The organism is Botrimarina mediterranea, assembly GCF_007753265.1.
GTDB classification, from domain to species: domain Bacteria; phylum Planctomycetota; class Planctomycetia; order Pirellulales; family Lacipirellulaceae; genus Botrimarina; species Botrimarina mediterranea.
In genome coordinates, this window is sequence record NZ_CP036349.1 from 4,405,519 (window position 1) to 4,418,049 (window position 12,531).

Below are 12,531 nucleotides of genomic sequence, written 5' to 3' on the forward strand. Positions count from 1 at the left end.
AGGCCAATCGCCAAGAGAAACAGGCAGCTCGATGTATTGATCTCGCCTCTCCGATGCGAGTTCGACCTCGACCACCACGGTCGAATTAATCTGCGTTTATTAGCGTCCATCTGCGGTTCCTACTCCCCACCGCGGTAGACCGCCTGCCCTAGCACGTTCCGCCGCCCAGTAACGGGCCCCTCTGACGGATCGTCGCCCAGGATTGTCAGCATCATCTGGTACTTCGCATCGCAATCGTCGGCAAAGTGGACGATCAGCGCCTCGGGCGTCATCGGCGGCTTGGGGCTCCCCCACTCCGGCAGTCGCTGGTGGCTGACGATCACGTGTTCCAGCCGCAGCAAGGTCTCCTCGTCGAGCGGCTCTTCGAGCTCCGCCGCCGCTTCCCGCACCATGTCGCGTCCTTGCAGGATGTGGCCAATCAGGTTGCCGGCCGCCGTGTACTCGCCGCCCGACGGCGTGACCCGCAGCTCACGCAGCTTGCCGATGTCGTGCAGGATCGCCCCAGCCACCGCGACATCCACCCGCAGCGGAGGCGTCATGTCGGGGTACAACTCGGCGTAGCGCTGCGCCAGATAGTAAGCGTGCCGGGACACGTTCCGCACGTGCTCTAGGTAACCGCCGGCAAAGGCGTGATGGTTCCGCGTCGCCGCGGGCCATGTCAGCAGCAACTCGCGGTGCTCTTCAAGCAGTCCGACGGTCAGCGTCCGCAGCGGCCCCTCGTCGATTCCTTCCTCGGCGATGGCGACCAAGTCGGCGAACATCTCCTGCGTGTCGAACCGAGACGACGGCTGGCACATCTGCGGCGAAAACCCGTCGGCCTCGTCCGCCGGCTCAACGGGGCGGATCTTGCGGATGTCGAGCTGCGGGCCGTAGTTCGTCTCACGGTACAGCGCGCGAACTTTGTAGAACTCACCAACTACCCACTGGTCGCGGCACACATCGGCCAGCGGCGCGTCGCTCCAAATCGGGAAGCTGCAATCCCGCCGCGCGTCGCGGAACGTCACCCGATAGTACGGCTTGCCGTCCTTGGTGAGCATCGTCTGCTTCTCCGCCAACAGCGCAAAGAAGTCCCCCTCCTCGCCACTGGCAAGGTCCGCCATCGCAACGATTACAGGCTCGGCAGCCACTCGTCACCACTTCGGGTTGGAACCACGGATAACACGGATAACACGGATAAAACTGAGACAAGCTGTCCTGTGGGAGGCGTCTCCAGACGCCGATTACGCTCTCTTGGCCGAATACGGCATGGTGCGCGTCATCGGGGTCTGGAGACCCCTCCTACAGTTGAAATTTAAGCATCGCTGTCGCTGCGTCGGCAATCAACTCACTCCATCCGTGCTATCCGTGCAATCCGTGGTTCCCTCTACTCGCCAAAGAGCTTCGCCCGGCGCTCGGCCACCAATCCGTCGAGCATGTCCTGGACGCGGACCGCGGCGAGCGCCATCGCCGGGTCGGTCTCCGCGGTCCGGTCGCGTTCGGGGCTGACCTCGATCGCCTCGCCGACCGACAGCGTGCAGCCGAGCGGGCCGTGGTAGTTGACGCGGTCGCGGTAATCCTCGTCCATCCGCTCGACGGTCTCCAGCACCCGCTCGGGCAGGTCCTTATCCCCGGTGATATAACCGCGCGGGTAGTGGGCGATCTGCTGCAGGTAGTAACACGCCGCCAGGTCGCGCCAGCGGTCTTCGCGTTCCTCGGGGGCGACCTTCTTGGCAATCAGGTCCGGCAGCACCACCGAGCGGATCTTCTTCACCCGCGCGACGACGTTCGCGTAGCCGAGGTCCTTGTCGCCGTTCTTGACGCCCCATTTCTCTTCGATGCGGCGCAGCGTCGTCGCGATCAAGTCGAGCGCCCGTTGGTGCGGGTCGCCCTCGACCGCGGCGCCGAGGTACTCAACTTCCTTGAGCGTCAGCAGCGCCTCGCCGATCTTGCGGATGCGCTGGTGCGTCTTCAGGTGCAGCTGCGGCTGCCAACTGAAGCTCTTCTCGATCGCCTCGAGGTCGGGCGCCACGGCCTTATCGACATCGCCGTCGTAAGAATACCGGATCGCCACCGGATGGATCACCACCGGCGGCTTGCCGACCTTCTCGCGCCGCTTGCTCGCTTGCCGCGCGATAAAGCCCGGGCCCTCCATGAACTCCATCAGTCGGTCGCAGTGCCGCGACACGGCGCCCTCAGGGAAGATCACCAAGGGCCGCTTATTCTCGGTGAGGATGTCGATCGCTTGGTTCACCGCCTGTCGGTCGTTCCCTTCGCGGTAAACGCTGAACGCGCCCATCCGCCGCATCAAGAACGTCTGCCACCACTTCTCCCGGAAGAGGTGCCAGCTCGCCATCGCGAACAGCTCGGTCCCCGCCTCGCCCGACAGAAAGCCCAGCGCCATCGGGTCGGCGAGTCGGGAGTGGTTCGCGGCCAGGATGATCCCACGCCCCTCGGCGATCGACGCCTTCAGCCGATCGACGCCGCGATAGTCGAACGACTCGACGCGGTAAACCTCCCGCATATAGCTCTGCAGCCGAAAGGTCCGCACCAACCAGCACCACAGCGGCGACTCGATCGGTGGAACGAACTCGTAAGGCTCTTCGCGGATGATCTCGAACATATCGTCGGCGGGCAGCGTCACAGGGGCGTCAAAGTTTGCCTAGTCGGCGGAAAGCATCGTAGTGGGCGCCGCCGCGATTCTAAAGGCCGGTGTGGCGGTGAGATTCGTTGGGCGCCGAGACGTATTGGGTAACAATGACGAAGCACGAATGACGAATGACGAATCTGCCGGGGGCAGCATGAAGCCTCCGGCAGGTTCGTCAGTCGTCATTCGGATTTCGTCATTCCGCCGCCAGGCGCTCCATGCCACGCAGGGACCTGAAAAAACTCGTCAAACCGAAGCGGGCCGCCGCTGTCACCGACGCGGCTCGCTACCGGGAGTCGTTCGCGCGCTACTTGGCGAGCGAGCGGCAGATGTCGGGCAACACGGTCGCCGCTTATCGCCGTGACCTGGCGCGGTTCTTCCAGTGGCTCGCCGGCCGCGGGCTGGCGACGCTCACCCATAGCGACCTGGCCGACTACCCGGCGTGGCTCACCGACCAGGGCCTCGCCCCGACGAGCGTCGCCCGCCACGTCGTCTCGCTGAAGTCGTTCTTCCGCTACTTGGTTCTCGAAGGGGTCCTCAACGAGAACCAAGCGGCGCTCGTCGCCTCGCAGAAACTCTGGCGCCGCGTGCCGAAGGTGCTCAGCCCGGCCGAGGTCGACAAACTGCTCACCGCGCCGCTCGCCGGCGAACCGCTCTGGCGCCGCGACCGGGCGATCCTCGAACTGCTCTACGCCACCGGCGCGCGGGTCAGCGAAGTGTCGAACCTCCGTCTCCGTGACGTCCACCTCGCCGAACGCTTCTGCCTCTGCCACGGCAAGGGCGACAAAGAGCGGATGGTCCCGATGGGCACGAGCGCCCAACAGGTCCTCGCCGCCTACCTCCAGCGCGAACGCCTCAAGCTCGCTAAACGGCGCGATCCCGAGTCGGAGTTCCTCTTCCTCTCGTCGCGTGGCGCCCGGCTAAGCCGCGAACGGATTTGGGAACTGCTCAAGAAGTCAGCGCGGCTCGCCGGCGTCTCGGCAAAGATCAGCCCCCACTCGCTGCGGCACAGCTTCGCGACGCACCTGCTGGCCGGCGGCGCCGACATCCGTCACGTGCAAGAACTACTAGGCCACGCCTCGATCGCCACGACACAGCTCTACACGCACGTCGACGCGTCCAAACTCAAACAAGTCCACACAGCGTTCCACCCACGGGCTTAGCAGGTTCTCTTCTTAACCGCCAAGACGCCAAGAGCGCCAAGGATCGCCAGGACGCCGCTCGTGGGTTCGGGGATCGTGATAGGCGTTCCGTGCAGCACAATTAGTGGCCCTACTTGCACGTTGGTAGCGCCGTCGCGCAGTTCCGAATGAACCATTGGCACCTGCTGGCTGCGCAGGAAGAAAGACACTAGTAAAGGCCGACCACTCCAACTTTCAGCGATGCCGCTTAGGGTTTGAGCTTCCTCTGGCTGAGTTGCGCCAACCGTATTGCTAACTCCAAGAGACACATCGCCCGTACTTGAGTCGTAGCTCAAGAACATTCTTCCAACCGCTTGACCTTGGCGTATCGCACTCCCCGGCAGCAGCGGTTCGGTGCTGAAGAACTGCCCGATCACGTCGATGTCATTCACTCGCCCTGCAGCTAGATACCCAGCCTGTATTGAGTCGATCGACATCACCCCAATCCCGGCAGAATTTGATCCAGAGGCGTCTTCACCTACTCCAAAACCGAAGACGCCAGCACCGACGCTACCCGCACTAGTGATCGAGGAAAAATCGATCGCGATCTGAAAGTCTTGATCTGGCGAGAAGTACCACCCGGCATCGGAGGTAGATACCGTATCGCCATTAACACTTGCAAATCCGATGTCGGCGCCGTTTGGGATGGGACCCGATCTGGCAAGTGACGCTTGAGATGGGCCATCGATTGTTGCAGACATTCCTGGATGCGCCGGGTCTTCGACTAGTGTCCAATTCGAAAAATCTGTGATCGATGCAGCCGTGGCGACGCTCGACATCAAGAGCATCGCAAGTGCGAAAAGACGATAATTCATCGAATGGAAATTCTTCGAGGTTACTTGCTACCGATAGTAAGACCCCTGCAGACTACCCACAGGTAAAGCCGAGTCAACAATGAGGGCGGCAAATTAAGCCTGCAGGGCTATCGATCACTCTCCTCTCCTTGGCGATCCCTGGCGCTTCTGGCGTCCTGGCGGTTCCCCTAAGGTGATTCCTTCGGCGGCGTCAACCGAATCTTCTCAATCAACTGGTGCCGCTGGCCGTTCTCGATGTAACCGGAGAGCGCCGTGATCGCCCGCATCACGTAGTCGTACTTCAAATCGAAGTCGGCGTTGATCTCGACCTCTTGGTCCTCCGCCGTCCCGGGGCCGCCCGCGTCGTTGATCATGCCGCGGATGTACCCGTGCAGCTTCGCGAAGCGGTCCTCGCCCTCGAAGACGCGGCTGTCCATCGACAGCTGTTCGAGGTCGCCGTTCGCCGCCGCCGCCATCCGCAGGTTGAACACCGGCAGCTCGCTCGGCGCCGCCGGCGCGTTGCTCGCCGGCAGCGGCATCCGGATGTTGAAGTCCCCCTCCGGCTGCACGATCTTGAACGACATGATGAAGAACACCAACAACTGAAACACGATGTCGATCATCGGCGTCATCGGGACTTCGACCTTGCCCGAGTGCATCTCTGAATGGCGAATCTTCATCGGCTTCTATGCTTAGTAGGAAACCACAGATGAACACGGATCAACACAGATGAAGAAGCTGAGGAACCGTGTATGTCCTTGAGAAATCCTGAAAGAGAACCTCATCCCCGTCCATCGGTGTTTATCTGTGGTTCCAATTCATTCGGAGTTCAGTGTCGATTCGTCGCTCTGCTTGCCCCGCAGCGCGAACGTATCGAAGCCCGCTTCTTGGCACGCCTCGATGATCTCCTGAACGCTGCCGGTGCGGCTGCGGAGGTCGGCGCGGATCACGACCATCGCCTCGTCGAGCCGGTTATCCTTGTAAGCCTTCAGCAGCGTCGCCTCGCGGCGGATCGCCGACCTCAAGTCTTCGATCCCCATTTCCTGCCCGCCAAAGAGGATCGTCTCGTCGGCCGTCATCTGAACCGTCAGCGGCTCGTCGTAAGCCGTCTCCGGCGGCTTCGCCAACTCGCTCGACGGCAGCTGGACGCGCTGGTCCTGCTCGATGTCGGAGAAGTTGATCATCACCATCAAGAACGCGATCAGCTGAAACGTCATGTCGATCATCGGCGTCATGTCCGACTCGGTGACTTCCGATCGATGGCGTTTCGTGAGTCGCATGATGCTCCGCTGACGATTCCGAATCCGGCCCGTTGGCTTTGGCTGTCGAAAAGATTATGAACCACAACGGAACAAAGGGAACGAAGGCTTTCCGCCGAATCGGCCTCGACTTGGAGATCGGTCCTTTGTTCCTTCGTTCCTTGGTGGTTCTCCCTTTCTTCCTGGGTCCACGTTGACTTCTCGTATCAGCCTCAGCGCGACTTCTCAAACCGGCTCATCAACCCCTCGCTGACGATCCCCGCCTGGAGCACCAGCTCCGCGACTCGGTTCCGGAGGATGTTGTAAGCGGCGATCGCCGGGATCGCGATCACCAGGCCCACCAGCGTCGTGAACAGCGCCGTCGCGATGCCCTCGGCCAATTCGCTCGGCTTGGGGGTCGTCGGCGAGGTGGCGATCACGTCGAACGACGCGATCATGCCCTGCACCGTCCCCAACAGGCCGATCATCGGGGCGATCGTGCCGATCAGGGCCATGTAGCTGAGGCGGTGGTCGAGCTTCATGTTCTCTTCCTCGCCGACCTCCTGCATCGCTTCGATCGCGCGGGGGTAATCCCCGCCGTTCGATAACCTGCCGAGCCCCGCGGCGAGCACCTTGCCGAGGAACGAGTCGTCGGCGTTCGCCAGCTCGTAGGCCTCGCTGAACTGCTTGGCGTTCAGGTGCGCCTCGAACGCCTCCACGAGGTCCGGCGGAGCGATGCTGGCCCGCGTCGCCTTGATCAGGTTCATCACCAACAAAGACACCAGCGTGAACGACAACGCCAAGAAGACGATGCTGTACCCTAGGCCGAGCGATTTGTACGCCCAACCAAGGTAGCTAGTCCGTTCAACGGGCGCCGTAGCCGCGCCTTCAACCGGCGCTGGTTCAACCGCGGCCGCGGCCGGCGCCTCGGCGGCGTCCCCCTCGTCCTGGGCCCACGCCCCTTGCGGAGCCGTCACGAACACCGCCACCAGGGCGAGCAGCAGGGTCCCGAGCGTTAACGTGCTTCGTTGCATCGTCTCTCCGCGTTTACCGTCGAAGTCTGTGAAGGAAGGGATCGCTGCGTCTGACGACGCGGGGCATTGGACGCCGCCGCCGGGGGCCTTGTCCAGATTGAGTTACTTGATCGTGTATCGAGTGTAAGAACCGGACGCTAACGCGTGCCGGCTGATCGGGTTGCTAACGGGTATCAGCCACGGGGCCCAATCATCGATTCGCTTGCCCCGGTTCATTGCCTCTAACCACTGGCTAACACCCACTGTGCGAATGAACATTATATCGAATCCGGTGGCCAAAAACGAACGAAAACCCGCTAGAAACTAGCCCCAGACTCAACTTACCTCACCTCGGCCGAACGGGCCTGCGGCGTCGCCGCGTACTGCCGGCGCAACCGGTCGAGTGCGTCGCGCGCCGCGTCGGGCTTCCCCGCCTCCCGCCAGAGCGGCCCCAGGTGAGCCAGGGCCTCGGCGTGTGTCAGCGGATCAGTGTTGAAGAGCAGATCGGTGTGCAAGTAAGCGAACAACGCGTCCTTGCTCTCGCCCGCCGCTTCGTAGCAGCGTCCCAGAGCGTTGTAACCCGCCGCCAAGGTCGCCGCCTCGCGCTCGTCCGCCGAACGGATCACTTCGCGGGCGATCTCGAGTCCCGCGGTCAGGTCTCCGGTCGCCGCCAGGCTCTCGGCCTTCGCCAGCTTCGCCAGCCGCTGCGCCTCGGCGACGCCCGGGTCGTTCACCCTAGCGCCGATCAAGCCATCGAATCGCTTCAACGCGTCTTCATGCTTCCCCTGAACCTGAAGCATTCGGCCGACCAGCAACGCCGCCCGCGCCTTGAGGGCAATTCCGGCCGCCTTGGCGAGTTGGCTGTAGGCTCGCTCCGCTTGATCAAAATCACCAAGCGAAACCCGCAGGTCGCCGAGGGTCTCGACGGCCTCGTAGTAGTGAAAACTATCACCGTGCTCGCGTATGAACGCCGTCATTTGCCGCCCCGCTTCCTGCGCGTCGCCACTGCCGCCGAGGGCCAGACGCGCCGCGCAGGCCGCTTTGTAGTAAGCGATCTCTTGCTTCACGAGCTTTGGGGCGCCGCCGGTCTCCCGCAATCCGCTGAGCATCTCCTCGGCGGTCTCGTACCCGCCGTTGCCGAAATTGATCCGCGCTTGCGTGAGCAGCGTCGGCTCTTCTTCCAGGATCACGAAGCGGAGGTCGCCTACCGGCACGTTGACCGCGCCGTCAACCGTATCGACGGTCACGCCGTCGCGCGTCGCGGTGGTGATCTTGCCGCTCTTCGAACCGCCGCCAACCAGCCGCACCTGGTCCGCCGCCGACGCCGCCGTGGCAAGCGCGAGCGTCAGCGCGATCGATAACACGAGTCTGGTCGGCGTCACGGTCGTTCAGCCCCCCGCCTTCGGTAGGTTCGCCTGCACCTTGCGGAGCAGTTCGTCGTACGCCCGCTTGCTCTCGGGCCCGCCGAGTTCCGGGTTCTTGCGCTCGACAGCGATGAGGGTGCTCGCCGCCTTGCGGAGTTGCTCGGTGCGCTCCGCGCCACTGGCGAGCATCGCTGCTTGGTAACGGGCCTCCGCGACGCGGCGCCACGCGTCGAAGTAGACCTCGCGCTTGCCCGGATCGCTGGCGACGTAACGACCGGTGACCGCAGCCAGCTTGCTCCAACCCCAGATGAGGTTCTTGCCATCGGCGCCCGGTCGCGCGCCGGCGATCGACTCTTCAAGCCGCTTGGCGTCCTTGGTCGCTTCGCCCCACGCCTGCAGCGTCTCGGCCGCGACGCGTTGCACGTCGAGCAACACCGGGCCGCCATCGATCATCGCCGTCAGCGTATCGACCGCGTTAGCGTAATCGCCCAACGTGCGCTGGCATTCGGCGAGCTTCAGCCGCGCCGCGAGCACCGACGTCGGCGACGGCGCGTAGCCCGGCTGCTGCTCGGCTTGCTCGATCAACCCGGCGAGCGCGTCACGCCCCGCGGCCACACTTGCTTTCGCCGCTGCTTTATCGGCAAGCAACTCACCCACACGCAGCCGCGCCTGTGCAATCCACAGGCGCGTGTTCCAATCGCCCGACGCCTCGACCGCGTCGAGACGTTCGAGCACCGCCGCCAAGGTCGCCGCAACCTGCGCCTTGATCGACGTGTTGTCGGCCGACTCGATGTCGCCGAGCAGCCCCACCGCCAAGCCGAGCCACGATCGGTCGCCGCCGGTCGTCTCCGCCGGCGCGTCGGCGAGGGTCGTGGCGTACTTCTCGACCAGCGGCGCCGCGTCCTTGCCCGTCAGCGAAGCGACGCGGATCGCCGACTTGAGCGTCGCCAACGCGAACGGCGGACTATCGGCGGGCGCCTCGTTCTTGTTAAGCCGTGCGACCGGCCCATAGCCTTGGTGGTTGAGCAGGGTCTCCGCCTGAGTGATGTCGCCGGCGTCGAGCGCCGCATCCGCCAAGTAGAGCGCCGCCGTCACCGCTAGTTGCGTCGGCTCATCGTCCTTCACCGCTTGATCGAACGCCTGCCGCATCGCCAGCAACACGGGCGGCGCCTTGGCGGGGTCACTCTTGGCTTGCTCCCAGCGCACGATCGCCAGCCGTAGCGCGAGCTCCCGCCGCTGCGTTTCGGGGACCGTCTCCAGCACCCGCTCGGCGGCTTGCAGGTCGCCCGAACGCAGCGCACTGGCCACCAACACCGACGACGCCGACTCCGCCACTTCGCTATTGGGCCATTGCTTCAGAACGAACTCCGCCATCTTCTGCAAACGGGCGGAAGCGTCGGCCGTCCCCTCGCGCTCGAGTCGCTCGAGCGCCGCCAGCGCCAGCCGCGCGGCCTGCTCGCCCGAGTCGGTCTCCTTGTCGTGCTGCGCGACGATCGCGGCCCGGCTGGCGGCCTTTGCCGCGTCGCCGCCGTCCCAATCGAGCCACGCCAGTTGGTACCGCGCTTGGGCGGCTTGGGCGGGGTCGGTCTTCTCGTCCGCGAGCTTCACCGCCGCGGTCATCGCCGAGTACGCGCCGTCGTACGCGGCCTTGCGTTGATCTTGGAGGGTCGCGGCTTCGGCTCCCTCGACCTCCTTCAGCGAAAGGTCCAGCGCGAGCATCGTCTGGATCGCTTCACGCCCCGCGGCGATCGCCTCGTCGAAGGTCTTCGGGTCGGGGTTCTCTAGGCCCAGCGTCGTGCTGACGGCGACCCACTGCGCGCGGGCGTCGGCCTGCACCTCGCTCGGCACGCGCGCCGATTCGCCGAGCCAGTCCCGCGCGTCACGCCGCAGCTTCTTTGCCGCCGCGCTGTCGTCGTCGCCCGCCTTCGCCAGCGCCGCAAGGCCCAGCCGGTAACGCAACGCCGCGGCTTCGACGCCCTGCTTCTCATCCGCCGCCAAGCCTTCGAGCCACTCCGCCGGCTTGTCGAGCGCCTTGTCCGCGTCGCCATTGTCCAGGGCCAGCGCCGCCAGCTCGGCGTGAGCGAGCGTCACCACCTTCCGCAGGTCGGGCGTCGGCGCCGGCTGCGCAGTGAGGTCCTCCAGCGCGCCCGCCGCCAACTGCCTCTCGCCGAGCTGCCGGTAGCAGCGGCCCTCGTACAGATGGGCATAAAGCCCAACGATGAACTTCGAGTACTTCTCGTATAACGCGCCGAGTTCCTCTGCCGCCTGTTCGTTGAGCTGCTTGCGTTCGGGCGCTCCCTCGGGGAACGTCTGCGCCTTCTCATGGATCAGGCGCGCATTGAGCAACCGCACCAGCGCCAGCCGATCGCCCAGCGTCTTCCAGCGGTCGTCCTCATCGCTTCCCGTCGGGGACCCCTTCAGCCGCCCGCGCTCGCCAGAGATCAACGACTCCGCCGCCGAGAGTTTCTGCCGGGCGTCGTCGAGCGCGGCGCGGGCCTCCTTGCGTTTATCGGCCCGTTCACTCGCCACGGGATGACGCTCCGCCTCCAGCGCCAAGCGACGCGCCTCGTCCGCAGCGGCGACCGCCAAGCGATCGGTGACATCGGTCAACAGGCTTTTGGTGTTGTCGTCGCCAGCGGCTTGCTTGCGCAGCTCGGGCTCGATCGCCGCGAGCGCCGCGGCCCGTTCGGCCGGGTCGCGTAGCGCCTCGGCCGCGTTCAACTTCGACGCCAACAACTGGTAAGGGATCTGCTTTTTGAAGGCGTCCGAGACCAGTGGGTCGTTCGCCGCCCGCTCGAGGTACTCGGGCACGAGGTCGGCATGGCCTTCGGCGCGAAGCTGCTCGACAAAGCGAGTGGACACGTCGTCCGCGGGCGCAGCCGCCGTCGCCAGAGGGGCGACCGCAAGAATCACAACCGCAAGCGCGCCGGTATGACGGCGTTGCGGGGCGTTGCGAGATCGGTCGGCGTTGCGGAGCGACAAGAGGTTCACGCCCCTATTGTGCACGCCGAGAAAGAGACCGGCCACCACCGAAGGGCCGCCGTCCGGGTCATAACAAGCGGTCCTGAAGGGCTTCGCCTTCCCAGGCCGCACAAGCTGCCCAATCATCCACTTCTCAGGTCACTACCGGCGACCCGAGACGCGTTCGATCGCAACCCTCAAAGTTCGTTAACAAAGCCCCGCAGCCGCGCCATGAACCCCTCGGGGAGCGGCACGTCGCGGAGCGAATCCTCCGGCGCCTCGGCGTCGATGGGCCCCGTTGTGGGGGCGACGTACTCGTCACGGTTGGGCACGTTGGTGTTACTCGGTTCGCGACGTGACTTCGCATTGCCGCCAACGAACGGCGCGCTGGCCCCGTCGAGCAGGCCCCCGTCAAGCAAGCCGCTGTCGGACGGGCTCGACGAGTAGAAGGGATCAAAGGCCATGGCGACGCTCGGGGTCTCGGTAAAGTTGGCGCCGTCTCCGACGGCTGGTGGGCGATGGGTCCGCCTACGCGGGTGTCGTTCTTTGGTGATGATTCTCAAGAGGGCTCTTGCCCCCACAGCTCATATCTCGTTGCTGTTGATTCGCTCGGCTGTCACTTCGTTTATCGCAGCTTGGCCACGGATTACACGGATCGCACGGATTTCTTGAACGCCTACAGCGTGAAACTCAATCCGTGGTAGGCGTGTCATCCGAAGTCACATTCTCAACGTGAGAGCGCCTCGCTACCTTCCCCCTTCAGCAGCTCCTCGCGCAAACGTTGCCGCCCGCGGCTGACGCGCGACAGGATCGTTCCCAGCGGCGCGCCCAGCGCGTCGGCCGTCTCTTGGTGCGTCAGCTCGCCGACGATCACCATCAACAGCGCCTCGCGCATCTCGTCCGGCAACCTCGCCAGCGCGGCCTGCATCCGATCGGTGTAACCTTGCTCGAGCGGGTCGTCGTCTTCGATCGAATACTCGAGGACGTGATCGCCCGACGTCGCCGGCAGCGTCCTGCCAACGCGACGCCAACGGTCGGCGGAGCGGCGACGTAGGATCGACGCCAGCCACGCCCGCTCGCCCCGCGCGTTGTCGAACCGGTCGCGGCTCGTCCAGGCGCTGCGGAACGTTTCTTGGACGATCTCTTCCGCATCGTGCGCATCGCCGATCAGCCGGTACGCCAGCCGATACAAGGCCGGGCCGTGCTCATCGACGAGCGATTGGAAATCGGAGCGGTTGAGAGCCATCCGCAGCTCTTGGTGGTCGATTGCCCGCGGCGAGTGGTTGCAGCCTCCTGCCCCCCCACTGCCGTGGTAGTTCCTGTGAAGATTTCGCTTTCCGCCGGGCCCGCTATTGCC

11 protein-coding genes are annotated in these 12,531 nt (G+C 64.6%); 1 reads left to right on the top strand and 10 read right to left on the bottom strand.

Going from position 1 to position 12,531, the window contains the following annotated elements; translation table 11 throughout:
* Nucleotides 1-119: 119 nt before the first annotated feature.
* Both Spa11_RS16950 and Spa11_RS16955 read right to left on the bottom strand, forming a co-directional pair.
* Nucleotides 120-1,127 (bottom strand): 3'-5' exoribonuclease YhaM family protein, encoded by a 1,008-nt coding sequence (locus Spa11_RS16950; RefSeq protein ID WP_197529472.1) that lies wholly within the window; start codon nucleotides 1,125-1,127, stop codon nucleotides 120-122.
* 236 nt (nucleotides 1,128-1,363) lie between these two features.
* Nucleotides 1,364-2,620 (bottom strand): 1-acyl-sn-glycerol-3-phosphate acyltransferase, encoded by a 1,257-nt coding sequence (locus Spa11_RS16955; RefSeq protein ID WP_145114408.1) that lies wholly within the window; start codon nucleotides 2,618-2,620, stop codon nucleotides 1,364-1,366.
* A gap of 221 nt (nucleotides 2,621-2,841) precedes the next feature.
* Here Spa11_RS16955 and xerD point away from each other — a divergent pair, with 221 nt between their 5' ends.
* The gene (gene xerD / locus Spa11_RS16960; RefSeq protein WP_145114410.1) at nucleotides 2,842-3,786 is read left to right on the top strand and encodes a site-specific tyrosine recombinase XerD; all 945 of its coding nucleotides are present in this window, start codon (nucleotides 2,842-2,844) and stop codon (nucleotides 3,784-3,786) included.
* Here the strand turns inward: xerD and Spa11_RS16965 are convergent.
* The 8 genes from Spa11_RS16965 to Spa11_RS17000 all read right to left on the bottom strand — a co-directional run bounded on the left by Spa11_RS16965 (nucleotide 3,783) and on the right by Spa11_RS17000 (nucleotide 12,420).
* A complete protein-coding gene (locus Spa11_RS16965) occupies nucleotides 3,783-4,619 on the bottom strand; it encodes a hypothetical protein (RefSeq protein WP_145114412.1) in 837 nt (278 codons plus the stop codon). The two genes, xerD and Spa11_RS16965, sit on opposite strands and share 4 nt — an antisense overlap.
* A gap of 167 nt (nucleotides 4,620-4,786) precedes the next feature.
* Nucleotides 4,787-5,278, bottom strand: coding sequence for an ExbD/TolR family protein (locus tag Spa11_RS16970; RefSeq protein ID WP_145114414.1), 492 nt, complete (start codon nucleotides 5,276-5,278; stop codon nucleotides 4,787-4,789).
* Between the two features lie 138 nt (nucleotides 5,279-5,416).
* Nucleotides 5,417-5,878 carry an ExbD/TolR family protein gene (locus Spa11_RS16975; RefSeq protein ID WP_145114416.1) on the bottom strand — a complete coding sequence of 154 codons (462 nt, stop codon included), beginning with the start codon at nucleotides 5,876-5,878 and terminating at the stop codon, nucleotides 5,417-5,419.
* A 191-nt stretch (nucleotides 5,879-6,069) separates the two neighbouring features.
* Nucleotides 6,070-6,870 (bottom strand): MotA/TolQ/ExbB proton channel family protein, encoded by an 801-nt coding sequence (locus Spa11_RS16980; protein WP_145114418.1) that lies wholly within the window; start codon nucleotides 6,868-6,870, stop codon nucleotides 6,070-6,072.
* Between the two features lie 320 nt (nucleotides 6,871-7,190).
* On the bottom strand, nucleotides 7,191-8,231 hold the full coding sequence (locus tag Spa11_RS16985) for a tetratricopeptide repeat protein (RefSeq protein ID WP_145114420.1): 1,041 nt from the start codon (nucleotides 8,229-8,231) through the stop codon (nucleotides 7,191-7,193).
* 6 nt (nucleotides 8,232-8,237) lie between these two features.
* A complete protein-coding gene (locus Spa11_RS16990; RefSeq protein ID WP_231933003.1) occupies nucleotides 8,238-11,321 on the bottom strand; it encodes a hypothetical protein in 3,084 nt (1,027 codons plus the stop codon).
* Between the two features lie 50 nt (nucleotides 11,322-11,371).
* Entirely contained in the window at nucleotides 11,372-11,638 is a 267-nt protein-coding gene (locus Spa11_RS16995) for a hypothetical protein (protein ID WP_145114424.1), read from the bottom strand.
* A gap of 263 nt (nucleotides 11,639-11,901) precedes the next feature.
* Nucleotides 11,902-12,420: an RNA polymerase sigma factor gene (locus Spa11_RS17000; protein WP_145114426.1), complete on the bottom strand. Its 519-nt coding sequence runs from the start codon at nucleotides 12,418-12,420 to the stop codon at nucleotides 11,902-11,904.
* Nucleotides 12,421-12,531: the final 111 nt, after the last annotated feature.